Annotated in this window: 16 protein-coding genes; 14 read left to right on the plus strand and 2 right to left on the minus strand. The window is 41.4% G+C overall.

The genetic code is table 11. The features are described 5' to 3' along the window. Positions 1–170: 170 nt before the first annotated feature. Positions 171–671 carry a cupin domain-containing protein gene (locus VJ786_RS15745; protein ID WP_099367588.1) on the minus strand — a complete coding sequence of 167 codons (501 nt, stop codon included), beginning with the start codon at positions 669–671 and terminating at the stop codon, positions 171–173. Positions 672–781: 110 nt separating this feature from the next. On the opposite strand from VJ786_RS15745, the gene VJ786_RS15750 reads away from it, so the two are divergent. The 10 genes from VJ786_RS15750 to VJ786_RS15795 all read left to right on the plus strand — a co-directional run bounded on the left by VJ786_RS15750 (position 782) and on the right by VJ786_RS15795 (position 9,784). Then, complete coding sequence (locus tag VJ786_RS15750; protein WP_099367589.1) at positions 782–3,016, plus strand: helix-turn-helix domain-containing protein; 2,235 nt, start codon at positions 782–784, stop codon at positions 3,014–3,016. A gap of 35 nt (positions 3,017–3,051) precedes the next feature. Further along, complete coding sequence (locus tag VJ786_RS15755; protein WP_099367590.1) at positions 3,052–3,282, plus strand: AtpZ/AtpI family protein; 231 nt, start codon at positions 3,052–3,054, stop codon at positions 3,280–3,282. Beyond that, positions 3,275–3,679 carry a hypothetical protein gene (locus VJ786_RS15760; RefSeq protein ID WP_099367591.1) on the plus strand — a complete coding sequence of 135 codons (405 nt, stop codon included), beginning with the start codon at positions 3,275–3,277 and terminating at the stop codon, positions 3,677–3,679. The genes VJ786_RS15755 and VJ786_RS15760 overlap by 8 nt, the downstream gene beginning before the upstream one ends. An 88-nt stretch (positions 3,680–3,767) precedes the next feature. Continuing rightward, positions 3,768–4,853, plus strand: a complete 1,086-nt coding sequence (atpB, locus tag VJ786_RS15765; protein ID WP_134777282.1) for a F0F1 ATP synthase subunit A — start codon at positions 3,768–3,770, stop codon at positions 4,851–4,853. A 38-nt stretch (positions 4,854–4,891) separates the two neighbouring features. Then, positions 4,892–5,083, plus strand: coding sequence for an ATP synthase F0 subunit C (gene atpE, locus VJ786_RS15770; protein WP_099367593.1), 192 nt, complete (start codon positions 4,892–4,894; stop codon positions 5,081–5,083). A gap of 110 nt (positions 5,084–5,193) precedes the next feature. Further along, the gene (locus tag VJ786_RS15775) at positions 5,194–5,694 is read left to right on the plus strand and encodes a F0F1 ATP synthase subunit B (RefSeq protein WP_099367594.1); all 501 of its coding nucleotides are present in this window, start codon (positions 5,194–5,196) and stop codon (positions 5,692–5,694) included. A gap of 25 nt (positions 5,695–5,719) precedes the next feature. After that, positions 5,720–6,265: an ATP synthase F1 subunit delta gene (gene atpH, locus VJ786_RS15780; RefSeq protein ID WP_099367595.1), complete on the plus strand. Its 546-nt coding sequence runs from the start codon at positions 5,720–5,722 to the stop codon at positions 6,263–6,265. Between the two features lie 57 nt (positions 6,266–6,322). Continuing rightward, the gene (gene atpA / locus VJ786_RS15785; RefSeq protein ID WP_099367596.1) at positions 6,323–7,897 is read left to right on the plus strand and encodes a F0F1 ATP synthase subunit alpha; all 1,575 of its coding nucleotides are present in this window, start codon (positions 6,323–6,325) and stop codon (positions 7,895–7,897) included. A gap of 117 nt (positions 7,898–8,014) precedes the next feature. Further along, on the plus strand, positions 8,015–8,893 hold the full coding sequence (atpG, locus tag VJ786_RS15790; protein ID WP_099367597.1) for an ATP synthase F1 subunit gamma: 879 nt from the start codon (positions 8,015–8,017) through the stop codon (positions 8,891–8,893). A gap of 258 nt (positions 8,894–9,151) precedes the next feature. Next, positions 9,152–9,784, plus strand: a complete 633-nt coding sequence (locus VJ786_RS15795; RefSeq protein ID WP_257213811.1) for a sterol desaturase family protein — start codon at positions 9,152–9,154, stop codon at positions 9,782–9,784. 185 nt (positions 9,785–9,969) lie between these two features. Here the strand turns inward: VJ786_RS15795 and VJ786_RS15800 are convergent, their stop codons facing one another. Continuing rightward, entirely contained in the window at positions 9,970–11,016 is a 1,047-nt protein-coding gene (locus VJ786_RS15800) for a 3-oxoacyl-ACP synthase III family protein (RefSeq protein WP_099367598.1), read from the minus strand. A 68-nt stretch (positions 11,017–11,084) separates the two neighbouring features. Here VJ786_RS15800 and VJ786_RS15805 point away from each other — a divergent pair, with 68 nt between their 5' ends. The 4 genes from VJ786_RS15805 to VJ786_RS15820 all read left to right on the plus strand — a co-directional run bounded on the left by VJ786_RS15805 (position 11,085) and on the right by VJ786_RS15820 (position 15,949). After that, positions 11,085–11,366, plus strand: a complete 282-nt coding sequence (locus VJ786_RS15805) for an ATP-dependent Clp protease adaptor ClpS (RefSeq protein WP_099367599.1) — start codon at positions 11,085–11,087, stop codon at positions 11,364–11,366. A gap of 109 nt (positions 11,367–11,475) precedes the next feature. Then, complete coding sequence (locus tag VJ786_RS15810) at positions 11,476–13,965, plus strand: TonB-dependent receptor (protein ID WP_099367600.1); 2,490 nt, start codon at positions 11,476–11,478, stop codon at positions 13,963–13,965. A gap of 59 nt (positions 13,966–14,024) precedes the next feature. Further along, complete coding sequence (locus VJ786_RS15815) at positions 14,025–14,840, plus strand: 3-keto-disaccharide hydrolase (RefSeq protein WP_099367601.1); 816 nt, start codon at positions 14,025–14,027, stop codon at positions 14,838–14,840. A 53-nt stretch (positions 14,841–14,893) separates the two neighbouring features. Then, complete coding sequence (locus tag VJ786_RS15820) at positions 14,894–15,949, plus strand: SGNH/GDSL hydrolase family protein (RefSeq protein ID WP_180268508.1); 1,056 nt, start codon at positions 14,894–14,896, stop codon at positions 15,947–15,949. The last annotated feature ends 186 nt before the right edge of the window (positions 15,950–16,135 follow it).

The following is a 16,135-nucleotide window of genomic DNA, read 5'->3' on the forward strand; positions in this document are numbered from 1 at the left end:
ACCAATGACGATTAAAAATCTTACTCCCTCTCTCGCTGTATCCTAAATGAAATACAAAATTATATTCTGTTTCTTTAATTCCTATAACTTCCCTACAAACTTACGATGACGGTAGGGCTCGCAATGTTAGTTGTCCGCAATGACGGTGTTAATTCCGTTACCTTCGAAACCTATCTTCCGAAATCGTCCTGAACCCTTACGATATCACTTTCATCAGAAGGATTAGATCCATCGGTATGTTGCCAAATCTCAGCCACCACACCATAATTTCCCATTCCTACCAAACGGTGTCTCTCTCCTTGGCTCAAACGAATAGTATCGCCTTCTTTCAAGATCTTCAATTCGTGTTCTTCATCATCAGGGCTTGTTACAACACCCACCTCACCACGGATTACTCTCCAGATTTCCGCTCTGCGATGGTGGTACTGCCATGATAAACGCTTGTTAGGACCAACCACCAATACTTTTGGGCTTAACTTCCCGGATATCTTCAAATCCTGCACATCCAACCCTTCAAAGTAGGCGTTCGCAAACTCCTGCGCTTGCTCCTCATTGATCACAAAAAATCCGCCCCAGGGTCTGTTCTGATCGATGCTTTCAATCTTGAAGCCTTTATCAGTCAACTTTGTTTCAATTTCCTGGAATAAATCGCTCTTATCAATATATGTCATGGTTATTAAGTTTTCTTTCGTGAAGATAATATAACTTTTGTATTAAAACAAGGGCTGAACCAATTGAATAAGCCTATTTACCGTATATTTGTAATTCTAGAAGAAGCCTTATGTCATTACCATTAGATCATCAAAACGATATATTCGCACAAGCCGTAGCCTTTGTAAACCAGACCCAACAGCCTATCTTCCTGACTGGAAAGGCAGGAACTGGAAAGACTACTTTCCTGAAGTATATCCGGGAGAATAGTTATAAGAAAATGGCGATCACCGCACCTACTGGTGTGGCGGCGATGAATGCCGGTGGAACGACATTGCATGCGCTATTCTGGTTGCCTTTCGGCACCTTTATCGAAGATTATCCGATTCAATGGGGCGATCAGGACCAAAACATCTATAATAAACATCGGCTTTTCAGTACCATCAAACTGACCAAGAACAGAAGGGCTATCCTTCAGGAGTTGGAATTACTCGTCATCGATGAGGTTTCCATGGTCCGTGCGGATACCTTGGATGCCATTGATGTCATTCTGAAGAGTGTTCGAAGGGATATGCGACCATTTGGTGGTGTGCAGCTCTTGTTCATCGGGGATCTCTACCAGTTGCCTCCCGTGGTACAGGATCGGGAATGGCAGGTACTTCGGAATTACTACAAAAGCCCGTTTTTCTTTGAGGCCAAGGTTTTCAAGCAACAGCCGCCTATCTTGATCGAATTGAAAAAGATTTACAGGCAGCAGGACGACCGTTTTATCGGTATATTGAATAAAATCAGGAACAACCAGACGACGAATGATGATCTGGAAGACCTGAACAGCCATTATAAAGAAGACTTTGTTGCGCCAAAGGATGAACAGTATATCACGTTGACCTCACACAACCGCTTGGCGGATAAGATCAACCAGGAGCAGTTGGATAGTTTGGATTCTAAACTCTATCAGATCAAATCCATCATTACGGATGATTTTCAGAACAGTATGTATCCGGTGGATGAGATGTTGAGCCTTCGGGAAGGAGCGCAGGTGATGTTCATCAAGAATGATGTGGGTGAGGATAGAAGGTACTACAATGGTAAAATTGGAACCGTTAAAGAGATCAATATTGATAAACATAAAGTGATAGTGACCTTTCCGAATGGGGAGGAGGATGTGGAAGTGAAACGGGAGACCTGGGAGAACATCCGCTATTCCTACAATAAAGGGGAAGATAAGATAGAAGAGGAGGTGCTAGGTACCTTTTCGCAATTTCCCTTACGATTGGCCTGGGCGATCACCATCCACAAAAGCCAGGGTCTTACTTTTGAAAAGGCTATTATCGATGCTGGAACTTCCTTTGCAGCGGGGCAGGTTTATGTGGCGCTCAGCCGTTTGACCGGACTGGAAGGTTTGGTGCTGCGTTCAAAGATCCCTAGCCATGCCATCCGTACCGATTTTCAGGTGGTGAATTTCATGAACCAAATGGAAGCCATTGGTGATTTGGCGCCAATTCTGCAGGAAAGCCGCCGCCGATACCTGGGGCAGATCTTATTGCATAGCTTTCGATGGAACAGCCTGAGCGAATCCCTGAACCTCTTGGTAGAAGACCTGGAAGGGAAAAAAATCGAACAGAAAGAGGAAGCTTTGGAGCTGCTGAAGCAGATGTTGGATAAAGTGAAGGGCCAAGAGCAGGTTGCCAATAAGTTCATTACCCAATTGTATCAGTTGTTGGCCCAAAAGGAGGATACTGATTATGAGAAAATCTGTGAAAGATCCAAAGCTGCGGTCAATTGGTTCATCCCTAATTTTCAGAAGGACTGTTTGGAACCTTTGGAGAAACATATCGATGAATGGAAAGTAAAAAAGCGTACGAAAAAATATATCAGTTCCCTGAAGGAATTATTGTTGGATTTCAAGCGGAAGTTTGAGCAACTGAAACATAGTCAGACCATAGCGGAAGAATTGACCAAATCGGATGCCGACCTTTCGGAAGAGCTGTTGAATTGGGAACGACCAAAGGACGACCAACTGAAGAGTGGGGATGATGAAAAGGAAAAAGACACGAAACAGATTTCTTTGGATATGTACCTGGAGGGCATGGATATCGAAGAAATTGCAGAAAAAAGAAACATGGTGGCGGGGACCATCTATGGGCATCTGATCCATTTTATTGGTCAGGATGTAGAAGCCACCGATCTCTTGGATGAACAGACCCTACAGGAAATAATTGCGGTTTTGGAGAAACACCCCGATGCTTCCTCCAGCGAAATCCGTCAATTGATGGATCTAAAAGTGGATTATCCTGCCATTAAGGTTGCCCAAAAGCATCTTGAAATTAGCAAGGAGCAGGATGCTAATCCTCATGTTATTTAATTATATTTGCGGGATAAGCTAACGACATCATACCCTTGGAAAACGAAAAACCGAAATCGAAAAAAGTAAATAAATGGATCGTTTTTACATCCATGCCCTTTCAGATAGGGGCGACAATTTACCTTTTTTATTGGATCGGGACCCTTTTGGACCGCAAGTTTGAGGTCGAAGGGGAATGGTGGATGAAGGGGTTGACGATCGTGGGGGTGTTGGCATCCATGTACCAAATGATTAGACAAGTAAACTATATCAATAAAGATGAATAAATTCCTTTTGTTAATACTCGTTTTAATTGCCGTTACTGGGATCAGTTTTGGTATCCATTACGCTGTTTTACAGTATAACGATCTCGATCATTGGTGGATCGGGAGTGGATATAGTCTGTTGGGCATGTATGCTTTCTGCGCGATTGCTTCTTTGGTGATGGCAATGGTTTATGTAGGGGTGGATTACTCGATGCCGACCCAAACTGGATTTGCTTTTTTGATCGGGATGACGATCAAGGCTGCGGCCAGTTATTTTTATATCCAAGAGGGTATAAACTTGTTGGAGAACGATTTTATCGAACTCAATTTTATGGTGGTGTTTTTCATTTATTTAGGGTATGATGCCTTCGTTGCGTATTACCTTGTAAATCAGCATGAACCAGAGCCTAAAAAGTAAATTTTCAAAAAGTTTAAACATTTGTGGACTAATGCAAAATAAAATTGTAATTTTGCGCAAAATTTGTCATAATTCAACATTATTTAAAATGGTGAGTCTTAAGAAAGTACTTTTATTATTGACGGTGATTTTATTCACTGCAAACCCATTCAGATCAGCTGCTGAGGTCGCACCTTCAACAGGGGAAGTATCCTCTCCAGAAGAGATCAATGCTCACATCCAACACCACTTAAAGGACGATTATTACTTTAACTTCGCTACCAATTCCAAAACTGGTCACAGTTATGGATTCCCATTGCCAGTTATCTTAATCGATAATGGATTGAAGATCTTCTCTGCTGCAGAATTTGACCATGGGAAAAAAGTAGTGGAAAAAGACGGTAATTATTACAAATTATACCACAGCAAAATCTACAAAACCGACGCGGCAGGTACCATCACTTATGATGACCACCAGCATCCTACCAATGCGAAACCATTGGATTTCTCCATCACTAAAAACGTGGTAGGTTTAATGTTGGCGGCTTTGTTACTTTTCATAGGCTTCATGAGCTTAGCGAAAACCTATAAAAATGGCGCTAATGCTATTCCAAAAGGAGTAGGACGTGTTTTAGAGCCTTTGGTGCTTTACGTACGTGATGAAATGGCGGTTCCAAATATCGGCCACCGTTATAAAGAATTCATGCCATACTTGTTATCGGTATTTTTCTTGATCTTCTTGTTGAACATTTTGGGATTGACCCCACTAGGGTTCAACGTAACAGGTAATATCACAGTAACCTTGGTTTTGGCTTTGTTTACTTTCTTTATTACCACATTCAAAGCAAACAAAGATTACTGGAAACATATTTTCTGGATGCCAGGTGTTCCAGTTCCTTTCAAATTTATCTTAGCACCAATTGAGGTGTTGGGTATGTTGACCAAACCATTCTCCTTGATGCTTCGTTTATTTGCGAACATCACTGCAGGTCACTCGGTAGTATTTGGTTTGATTGCCATCGTCTATTTGTTTCAGCAAGAATTGACCGTTGGTGGTAGTATCGGTGTATCGATGTTATTGACCTTGGTATTGTTCTTCTTGGAGCTTTTGGTTGCATTTTTACAGGCGTTTATCTTTACCATGTTGTCATCCCTATTTATTGGTATGGCGGTAGAAGAGCACGCGCATCATTAATTCGAATTTTTTGTTAAATTTTTAAATATAAAATTGTTATGATTCCAAATTTAGTAGGAGCAGGTTTGATCGTTATCGGAGCTGGTTTAGGTTTAGGTAAAATCGGTGGTTCAGCAATGGAAGCTATCGCTCGTCAACCAGAAGCAGCATCTAAAATCCAAACTGCGATGATCATCATCGGAGCCCTAGTAGAAGGTTTAGCATTTGGTGCTTTAATCTTAGGTAAATAAGCTCAGGCTTATCAAAAAAACAATAGACGTAACTTGCAACGGTTGGTTGCAAGTTATGTTTATCAAAGACAAAAAATTATAAAATATACATATACTTATATCGAAAATAAATGGACGCTTTAATTCAAGATTTTTCATTAGGGTTGGTTTTTTGGCAAACCATCATCCTATTAATCGTAATCGTATTATTAGGTAAGTTTGCTTGGAGACCGATTGTAGACGCTTTAGAAGACCGTGAAAAGGGCATTGCTGATGCATTGGCTTCTGCGGAAAAAGCAAAATTGGAAATGGCTCGTTTGACGAATGAAAACGAACAGTTACTGAAAGAAGCACGTGAAGAGCGTGATATCATTTTGAAAGAGGCGAAGCAATTAAGCGATAAATTGATTGCAGATGCTAAAGCTGCTTCTCAAGTAGAAGGTGCTAAGATGATCGAAAATGCAAAACGTGAAATCGAAGATCAAAAGCTTAAAGCATTGGCAGAGGTTAAAAACCAAGTGTCTACTTTGTCTTTAGAGATCGCTCGCAAAGTATTGACCAAAGAATTTGAAGACCAAAACAAACAAGAAGCTTTAGTTTCTGATTTGTTGAAAGATGTTAAATTAAACTAATTGGTTAACAGATTAAAATTAAACTATGTCAGTTTTTAAAGTAGCTTCAAGATACGCCAAGTCCCTTATCGATCTTGCCCAAGAGCACAACAACTTGGACGAGGTGAAGACCGATATGGACAGTGTGGTTTCTGTGATCAAGACAAGCACGGAACTACAAGCGGTTTTGAACAACCCAATCATCAAAACAGATAAAAAAGTAGCGGTATTGAACGCACTTTTTGCAGATAAAGTAAAGCCGGAGATCATTGGATTTTTCAATATCATGGCCAAAAAAGGTCGTGCGGAATTGATCTATGCAACGGCTCAAGAGTTTATCCGTGAATACAACGAGGTAAAAGGAATTGTGAAGGCTGAGGTGATCTCGGCTGCCAAACTTTCTGATGCCAATATCGAAGAGTTGAAAAAGGCTATCGGTGAGCAGATCAATGCACAGGTTGTATTGACCAATAAAGTTGACGAATCGTTGATCGGTGGTTTCATCGTGAAGGTTGGCGACAGACAATTGGATGAAAGTATTCAAGGTAAATTGAATAAGTTAGAAAGACATTTTGCTAATCTTGGTGTATAACCTAAGGAATAGCTTAAAGATAAAATAGAATAAAAAACCCCTTATACGAATTTAACAATGATAGAGGTAAGACCAGATGAAGTTTCGGCAATTCTTAGAGAGCAATTGTCAGGCTTTAAGTCAGCGGCCGAATTAGAAGAAGTAGGTACTGTCCTTCAAGTAGGTGATGGTATCGCTCGTATTTACGGCTTAACAAAAGTTCAATCAGGAGAGTTGGTTGAGTTCCCTAACGGATTACAAGGTATTGTGATGAACTTAGAAGAAGACAACGTGGGTGTTGTACTTTTGGGTTCTTCAGATTCCATCAAAGAAGGAGACACCATCAAACGTACTAACCGTATCGCATCTATTAAAGTAGGTGAAGGTATGTTGGGCCGCGTGGTAAACACTTTAGGTCAGCCAATCGATGGTAAAGGACCTATCGCTGGTGATACTTACGAGATGCCGATTGAACGTAAAGCTCCTGGAGTAATCTATCGTCAGCCAGTAACTGAGCCATTACAGACTGGTATCAAAGCGATCGACGCGATGATCCCTGTAGGTCGTGGACAGCGTGAGCTAGTGATCGGTGACCGTCAGACAGGTAAAACAGCTGTTTGTATCGACACGATCCTTAACCAAAAAGAATTTTACGATGCAGGTCAACCTGTATTCTGTATATATGTTGCTGTAGGTCAGAAGAACTCTACTGTAGCTAACATCGTTCGCGTGTTGGAAGAAAGAGGCGCATTACCTTACACGGTAGTTGTTTCTGCTTCTGCTGCGGATCCTGCACCAATGCAATTCTACGCGCCAATGGCGGGTGCTGCTATCGGAGAGTACTTCCGTGATACAGGACGTCCTGCATTGATCGTTTATGATGACTTGTCAAAACAAGCGGTAGCATACCGTGAGGTGTCTTTATTATTGAAACGTCCTCCAGGCCGTGAGGCATACCCAGGAGACGTATTCTACCTTCACTCCCGTTTATTGGAGCGTGCTGCGAAGATCAACACTTCTGATGATATCGCACGTAACATGAACGACCTTCCTGAGTCTATCAAGCACTTGGTTAAAGGTGGTGGTTCATTAACAGCACTTCCGATCATCGAAACTCAAGCGGGTGACGTATCTGCTTATATCCCTACCAACGTAATTTCCATTACTGACGGTCAGATCTTCTTGGAATCGAACTTGTTCAACGCAGGTATCCGTCCAGCGATCAACGTAGGTATCTCGGTATCACGTGTAGGTGGTAACGCGCAGATCAAATCAATGAAGAAAGTTGCTGGTACCTTGAAATTGGATCAAGCACAGTTCCGTGAATTGGAAGCTTTTGCTAAATTCGGTTCAGACTTAGATGCGGCTACAAAAGCAGTATTAGATAAAGGTATCCGTAACGTGGAGATCCTTAAACAAGGTCAATATTCGCCAGTATCTGTAGAGAAGCAAGTAGCGATCATCTACGCAGGTACAAAAGGTTTATTACGTAATGTTCCAGTTGCTAAAGTAAGAGAATTCGAAAACGAATACTTGACGCAATTAGAGCAACGTCATCCAGAAGTATTGTCAGCATTGAAAGCTGGTAAGTTCTCTGATGAGTTAACCGACGTATTAGAAAAAGTAGCTAAGGAATTAGCATCTAAATATTAATTAGTCCTTAAGTGGGATTTAGATAATAGATGATAGATAATAGATGTTAGATTATAGATAAGAGACCTTACATCTAATATCTACCGTCTAATATCTAACATCTACTATAAAACATATATGGCAAATTTAAAAGAAGTTAGAAACCGGATTACCTCCGTATCCTCTACGCAACAGATTACCAAAGCGATGAAAATGGTATCTGCAGCGAAGTTGAAACGTGCGACGAATGCAATCGTTCAATTGCGTCCTTATGCGACTAAATTGAGAGAGATTTTAGCGCAAGTTTCAGCATCTGTAGAGGGCAATAACTCGCCTTTTACCCAAGATCGTATCCCTACGAAGGTGTTGATCATCGTAGTGACTTCCAATAGGGGATTGGCGGGGGCTTTTAATGCGAATGCTATCAAAACGGCAAACAACTTGATCGCGAATAAGTATGCAGATCAATTTGCCAGAGGTGATGTGAGCATTATTGCTATCGGTAAAAGAGGTCATGATTTCTTCACTAGACGTAGCTTCAATGTTATAGGTAACCATAATGAACTTTTCAATAATCTAGATTTTGAAAATGTTTCTAAGGTTACTGAATATGCCATGGAGCAGTTCAAAGAAGGAAATATTGACCGTGTTGAGGTGGTTTATAACCAATTCCGTAATGCTGCTGTTCAGATTTTGACTTCCGAGCAAATCTTACCTCTATTGCCAGAAGAGAAAAATGAAGATGTAGCTGAATTGGATTATATCATCGAGCCATCGAAAGAAAAGATCATTGAAGAGCTTATTCCAAAAGCGATCAAGATCCAGTTGTACAAAGCAGTATTGGATTCGAATGCTTCGGAACATGGTGCGCGTATGACTGCAATGGATAAAGCGACTGAGAATGCGGGTGATTTATTGCGTCAATTGAAATTGTCGTACAACCAAGCACGTCAGGCTGCTATTACAACCGAGTTAACAGAGATTGTTTCCGGTGCTGCAGCGCTATCCAACGGATAATAAAATAATTAAATTCTATAAGGAAAAGCCATGATTTATTCATGGCTTTTTTTATTTCAGATATGCAGCAAATGCATTTCCGATATTCTCTCCTCTTCTCAATTTCTGACCATTATCCTTCTTTTGTCAAAAAAATAGTTTTTTCTTTTATTTCTAGGCATATTGGCTATTTTTGTTTTTAACTCAAAAGCAAACGAATTCTTTTTTAGTTGGTTCAATGAGATAGACCGGCTTTTTTTAGATTTATTTATTGTTGTTATGGCCAAGAAATTATATGTATCCAATTCTACAGAGTCCAGTCGGATGTTTAAAAATGACTTTCTGGAGTCCCTGACCAAAGTGCATTGGTCGGTTCCTTTGATTTTTTGGATCCCGGTTATTGTGTTCTTTGTTTGGAGGGCTTTGGGACCTGGGAATCTTTCTGTGGGAACTGTAATCGGGTATTACCTGTTTGGATTAGCCTTTTGGACCTTGGCGGAATATGTACTGCACAGGTGGGTTTTTCATTATGAACCGAGTTCTAAATGGGGACAACGGATACATTTTATCTTTCATGGTGTGCATCACGATTTTCCGAAGGATAGGTTGAGGTTGGTAATGCCATTGTCGGCAAGTATTCCAATGGCTGCGATTATTTATTTTCTTTTCAGTTTATTTTTTGGGGAGTATACTTTGGGAGCATTTTTTGGTGGTTTTTTGATGGGGTATTTGATATATGATGAGTGCCATTATGCAATGCACCATGCGAATTTTAAATCGGGGTTGTTTAAGAAGATCAAAGATCATCATATGTTGCATCATTATGCAGAACCGGATAGGGGATTTGGTGTGAGTTCGATGATTTGGGATGTGATTTTTGGCTCTGGGTTTAAGAGGGGGAGAGGGAAGTAGGGGGAACTTTACCCGTCATTGCGAGGAGGCACAACGAAGCAATCTTCCGATATGTGTAAAGATTGCTTCGTTGTGCCTCCTCGCAATGACGAAGAAAATTTTGCTTCGTTGTGCCTCCTCGCAATGACGATGAAAAGATTGCTTCGTCGTGCCTCCTCGCAATGACGATGGTTCGTCGAGAAACCTTACCAGCGAATCAACGCCGATCCCCAAGTAAAGCCAGCGCCAAAGGCTGCTAAACAAACCAAATCCCCATCCTTTATTTTTCCTTGTTCCCAGGCTTCACATAATGCAATCGGCACAGATGCTGCCGTCGTATTACCATATTTTTGGATATTATTAAAAACCTGATCATCTCCCAATCCCAACGTCTTCTGTACAAATTGCGAGATCCGCAGATTCGCCTGATGCGGGATCAACATATCAATATCCGTAGATTTCAAATTATTCTTTGCCAAAGCCTCGCCAATCACCTCTGGAAACTTCACTACCGCCTTTTTGAAAACTGCCTGTCCATCCATATATGGAAATGCAGATCCATCCTCCAACATCTCTTTGGTCATCAACATTTCTCCCAGCTCCACATCCGGCCATTTCGGCATCTCCTCCAAATAATAACCTGCGGATGCTCCTGGAAAGTACATCGCCAATTTCTCGGCATCAGCACCATCCGAATGCAGGTGGGTACTCAAAATTCCTTTCCCTTCCTCCGTTGTTGGCTGTAGCACCACAGCACCGGCACCATCACCAAAGATGACCGAAACGGCTCTTCCTCGTGTCGAGAAATCCAACGCAAAGGAATGTTTCTCCGATCCTACAACCAGGATGTTCTTATACATTCCGGTTTTAATGAACTGATCGGCGATAGAAAGAGCATAGACAAAACCCGAACATTGATTCCTAACATCCAAAGCGCCAATTTCTTTCATCCCCATTTCCCGTTGCAACAACACCCCACATCCCGGAAAGTAATAATCCGGTGATAAGGTCGCAAAAATCACGAAATCGATCTCTTCTGCTGTAGTATTCGCACGTTCAATGGCAATCTTGGAGGCTTCCACAGCCATGCTGGTCGTTGTTTCACCAATACGATCCGCATAACGGCGTTCCTTTATCCCGGTACGCTCTTGGATCCACTCATCACTAGTTTCCATAAATCTAGTGAGATCATTATTTGTATATACGTTTTTTGGGACGTAGTATCCCAAACCAGCAATCTTTGACTGAAACATAGGGTTATTTTAAGTAAACAATTCAGCTAAAATAAAGAATTATTTGAAAAATAAGCTATTTTTGCCTTATGAGCGTAGAGGTTGAACAGGAAACATTTACTCTAGAAGAGATATTGGCCGGAACCAAGGAATCCAATAAACTGATCCTTTGGAACGATGACATCAATACTTTTGACCATGTCATTTATTGTCTGATGCATTATTTGCAGTACTCTGAAGAGGAAAGTGCCCGGATTGCCTGGACCGTTCATACCAAAGGAAAATGTGCCATCCTTGAAGGTTCCTACACCGAGATGGAAGTTTACCGAAAAGTCCTTAAATCTGAAGGATTGACTGTGTCGATTGAATAGAAAACAGCGTAATATTGTATAGAAAGCAGCGTAATAATGCAGTTACGATAGGCTTGGTTCATATTATAATATGCATTTTTGCGGATGTAAATCACAACGTTACATCTATATGCTATTTAGAAAACTTTCTATTTCGATCCTTTTTTTGTTTCCCGTAATCTTATTCGCACAACAAGTTACCATCCAGGGTTCTGTAGTCAAACAGGATAGTGTAAGTCCGGCGGTTGGGGCAAGCGTAAGCTTATTATCCACCGTAAATCGTGCTTATATCCGTGGACAACAAGCTGGCGAAAACGGTAGATTCAGTATCCAACAGGTCGATCCAGGGACCTATCATCTGCAGATTACCTTCCAAGGTTACCAGACCTATACCCGTGAGAACTTCGTGGTAAAAGCCAATGAAGATATCAACTTGGGTAAGATATCTCTACAAGAACAAGGTGAATTGATCTCCGAAGTCGTTGTACAGGGAAGGACACCCGATCTACAGATCGGAATTGATAAAAAAGTGTTTGATGTTTCCCAGAGTATGGTCAGTGTAGGAGGTTCTGCACAAGATCTATTGGGCAATGTGCCTACTTTACAGGTGCAATCCGATGGATCCATCAGTTTAAGAGGCTCATCCAATGTTCGTATCCTGGTGGATGGTAAGGAATCTGCCATGGCCGGTTCTGATATCAATGCCTTCTTGCAATCTTTACCTGCAGATGCGATCTCCAAGGTAGAGATCATGACGAACCCATCTGCGAAACACGATGCGGAAGGGCAATCCGGAATTGTAAACATCATCCTAAAGAAAAATATCCGCACAGGTTTGAACGGTTCGGTTAATGCTTCCATTGGTTCCTACGAGAATGCCAATGCGGGTCTTACCCTGAATTACAGACCTGGAAAAGTAAATTATTTCGGAAGCTATAATTTTAGCCGTAGAAACATGGTCGGAGGAGGATATACCGATAACACCGATTATATCAACGGACAGATCACAGATGCAAGTCCGAGGACCTATTCAACGGATGAAAGTAAGCGATTGGGCTATAATCATACCGTACGTTTAGGGACGGATTATTATGCGTCGGATAAAACAACCTTAAGTTTAGCAGGAAACCTGAGTTTCCGTGATAACGATAGGACACAAGATATTAATTATACCTACTGGAATATTCCAGACTATGGTTCCAGCAGTTTCCGTAAATCTGCACAGGCAGAAAAGGATTTTGGTGTAGACTTGATGTTTGATTTCAAACAGGAATTTAAACGTGAGGGCGAGGAATTGTTGGCAAATATATCCTTTGGTAATGATGAGGAGGATGGTACGAACGATTTCCATCAGACATATGCCAGCAATAGAAAAGACCTGGTCCGCCAGAATACCACCTCCGAAAGAGGACAGAACTGGAACTTCCAATTGGATTATACATTGCCATTTGCTGAAGACCATAAACTGGAAGCTGGTTACCGTTCGATTATCCGTACTTCTCAGGATCACCAGTATTCGGAGTTGATGGATACCTTGAGCAATAGCTTCCTGCCGGACTATAACGTAAGCAATGATTTTGACATGAACAGTACCGTTCATGCATTATATGCCAATTATCAAAAGAAATTAACCTCCAAATTTGGTGCACAGATCGGTTTAAGGGCAGAACAGGCCTATTTAAACTCTACCTATTATTCTTTGGATCCATCTATTCCAGAAAATCAACGAGCTACTGATGGGAAGCTGGATTACTTCCGTCTTTACCCAAGCTTGTTCTTGAGTTATGATGTGGGTGAAGGAAACAGCGATAAAGTACAATTGAGCTATACCCGTAGGGTAGAGCGTCCTCGTGGCTGGCAAGTGAACCCTTTCTTGGATATCTCTGATGAGCAGAACTATCGCCAAGGTAACCCGAATCTAATGCCACAGGATATCCATGCGGTAGAATTGAGTTTCTCTAAATTCTATGATAACTGGAACTTTGTTTCATCGGCCTATTACCGTCGAGTAAACGATATGTTCCAACCTTTCATCTATCCAGATTCCTTGATCCAGGACATTGTTGGTGATCGTAGTAACATCACCTATTCGAAATGGGAAAATGTGGCGAACAATAATTCCATGGGATTCGAGTTGATCTCCAAGATCAATGTATTCAAATGGTGGGATCTTACGGCCAATGCCAACTTATTCTACATGAATATAGAGCCGAAATCAGGATTTGATGTTCGTTCGTCCTCTAGTTTCAACTACCATGGTAACCTGACGACCAATGTGAAATTCACACCGACATTCTCGGCTCAGGTGCGTGGAGATTATCGTAGTGGAATGAAAACCCTTCAGGGAGAAATGAAGCCAATGACTGGCGTTGATGTGGCATTACGCAAGGATCTATTCAACAACAAAGCGAATATCATGTTCAATGTAAGGGACGTGTTCAACAGCCGTCGTTTTGAAATGGAGAACTACCTTCCGGATAAAAAAATCAACTTTTCACACCGTTGGATGCGTAGAATGTTCACCCTATCTTTCTCCTACCGTTTCGGAATTCAGGACATGAGCAAAAAGAAGCGTGAAGAAAATGGGGATATGGATGATATGGGCGGACAACAATTTTAATTCTTGTTTTTACGATTTGTTTAATTAAATTTAGTCCTTCAAATAAATCAACTATAACTATGAAGAGAAACTTTGTGTTCATTTTGATAGGCGCAATTGGGCTTACCTTTGCTGCCTGTGCAAGCAAAAGTTCAACAGTAACAAACCAAACAGGACCAGCGTATGAATTAGAGAATCTTCCAAAAGTAAACATCAAGGATTTCAAAAAGAACTCCGCAGGTGCTTATGTTTTGTTTGATGGATCTTCTTTAAATGGCTGGAGAGGTTACAACAAGAATCATGTCCCTAATAAATGGGGTATTGAGGATGGTACCTTAAAATTCTCGAAAACTCCAAAAGGGGTTGATAAGGCTGAAGGTGGAGATATTATCTTTGCCCACGACTTTAAAAACTTCGAATTGGAATTTGAATGGAAAATTTCTCATGCTGGAAACTCGGGCGTTTTTTTCCTAGCAAAAGAAGTGAAAGGACAACCAATCTATGTATCGAGTCCGGAATACCAATTGTTGGATAACCAAAACCATCCTGATGCGAAGCAGGGGGTTGATGGCAACCGTAAATCGGCTTCCTTATACGATATGATCCCTGCAAAACCTCAGAATTCATTCCCTGCGGGCGAATGGAACCGAGCGAAAATTGTAGTGAACAAAGGAAAAGTAACACATTTTCAAAATGACGAGAAGGTCGTTGAATATACGTTATGGACTCCAGAATGGACAGCATTGTTGCAAGCGAGTAAGTTTTCGCAGGCAAAATGGCCATTGGCGTTCGAATTGTTAAATAATGTAGGTGGCAAAACGAAATCAGGTGTGATCGGATTCCAAGATCATGGCGATGATATCTGGTTGAAAAATGTAACCGTAAAAGTATTGTAATGTTGAAGAAATTCAAGTTTATGAAAGAGAGCCTATTAAGCTCTCTTTTTTGTATGGGGATTTTTATGCTTCAGGCGCAAGAGCTGACCTGGAGAAATCCATTGAGCGAAAAGGTGATACAGGGGAGATCGAAGGAAGTACTGGAATCGGATGGATTTGCACGTCTGCCTTTGGCTTTGAAGGAGTCGGTAAGAGAACCGGTATGGAATTTAGGCAATCAATCTGCGGGAGTTTATATTGATTTTAAAACTGCTGCGGAAGAGATTACGGTGAAGTATCAGGTAAAGGGAGCATTGAACATGCCGCATATGCCGAGTACTGGGGTGAGTGGATTGGATTTGTATGCGAAGGATCCCCAGGATAATGCCTGGAAATGGGCGCATGGTGGCTATAGTTTCAAGGATACGATTACTTATACTTTTAAGAACGTAGGTTCGCATCCTAGTTATCAGTATCGATTGTATCTGCCGATGTACAATAAGGTGGAATGGATGGAAATTGGAACTTCAAGTGCAGAGCCGATTTCTTTTTTGAAATCGGAGGGTAAGCCTATTGTGGTTTATGGGACCAGTATTGCGCAAGGTGCTTGTGCAACCAGACCGGGATTGGGTTGGACGAATATATTGGGAAGGAATTTTGAGCAGGAAGTGATCAATCTGGCTTTTTCAGGGAATGGAAGGTTGGAGCAACCTATTCTTGATCTGATCAATAAGGTGGATGCATCGGTTTATATTTTGGATTGTATTCCGAATTTGGGATTGACGAAGGATAGGGATGCGGCGAAGTTAAAGGCTTTGATTGAGCATGCCGTGGAGTTTTTGCGGAAAGATCATCCGAATACGCCGATCATTATGGCGGACCATAGTTCGAGCGAGGTGCCAGGTGTTTTGAATGGGAAACCCAATGATAATTTTAAGGAGAGCTCGAGAATTGGTAGAGAGACGATAGAAGGGTTGAAGAAAAAGGGGGTGAAGAATTTGTATTGGTTGAGTAGTGAGGATATTGGGCTGGATATTGATAATACGGTTGATTATGCACATCCGAATGATATTGGGATGGAGAAGATCGCTAAGGCTTATAGGGAGTTGTTGAGGAAGGTTTTGAGATAATGGTTTTGAATTAATGTGACCGTCATTGGGCGGCCCTGCGTCATAGCGGGGATCTTCCCGTCATTGCGCCGCCTTGCGTCATCGTAAGTTTGTAAGTAAGTTATAGGAATTAAAGAGACAGAATATAATTTTGTATTTCATTTAGGATACAGCGAGAGAGGGAGTAAGATTTTTAATCGTCATTGG

It is taken from the genome of Sphingobacterium tenebrionis, from assembly GCF_037126265.1.
Taxonomy (GTDB): Bacteria; Bacteroidota; Bacteroidia; order Sphingobacteriales; family Sphingobacteriaceae; genus Sphingobacterium; species Sphingobacterium tenebrionis.

Coding starts and splice junctions, on each gene's coding strand:
- VJ786_RS15775 (WP_099367594.1), top strand. CDS start 5,194: ATGGACGCTTTAATTCAAGATTTTTCATTAGGGTTGGTTTTTTGGCAA.
- VJ786_RS15795 (WP_257213811.1), top strand. CDS start 9,152: ATGGCCAAGAAATTATATGTATCCAATTCTACAGAGTCCAGTCGGATG.
- VJ786_RS15820 (WP_180268508.1), top strand. CDS start 14,894: ATGGGGATTTTTATGCTTCAGGCGCAAGAGCTGACCTGGAGAAATCCA.
- VJ786_RS15750 (WP_099367589.1), top strand. CDS start 782: ATGTCATTACCATTAGATCATCAAAACGATATATTCGCACAAGCCGTA.
- atpB (WP_134777282.1), top strand. CDS start 3,768: ATGGTGAGTCTTAAGAAAGTACTTTTATTATTGACGGTGATTTTATTC.
- VJ786_RS15800 (WP_099367598.1), bottom strand. CDS start 11,016: ATGTTTCAGTCAAAGATTGCTGGTTTGGGATACTACGTCCCAAAAAAC.
- atpE (WP_099367593.1), top strand. CDS start 4,892: ATGATTCCAAATTTAGTAGGAGCAGGTTTGATCGTTATCGGAGCTGGT.
- VJ786_RS15805 (WP_099367599.1), top strand. CDS start 11,085: ATGAGCGTAGAGGTTGAACAGGAAACATTTACTCTAGAAGAGATATTG.
- VJ786_RS15760 (WP_099367591.1), top strand. CDS start 3,275: ATGAATAAATTCCTTTTGTTAATACTCGTTTTAATTGCCGTTACTGGG.
- VJ786_RS15745 (WP_099367588.1), bottom strand. CDS start 671: ATGACATATATTGATAAGAGCGATTTATTCCAGGAAATTGAAACAAAG.
- VJ786_RS15815 (WP_099367601.1), top strand. CDS start 14,025: ATGAAGAGAAACTTTGTGTTCATTTTGATAGGCGCAATTGGGCTTACC.
- atpA (WP_099367596.1), top strand. CDS start 6,323: ATGATAGAGGTAAGACCAGATGAAGTTTCGGCAATTCTTAGAGAGCAA.
- atpH (WP_099367595.1), top strand. CDS start 5,720: ATGTCAGTTTTTAAAGTAGCTTCAAGATACGCCAAGTCCCTTATCGAT.
- VJ786_RS15810 (WP_099367600.1), top strand. CDS start 11,476: ATGCTATTTAGAAAACTTTCTATTTCGATCCTTTTTTTGTTTCCCGTA.
- atpG (WP_099367597.1), top strand. CDS start 8,015: ATGGCAAATTTAAAAGAAGTTAGAAACCGGATTACCTCCGTATCCTCT.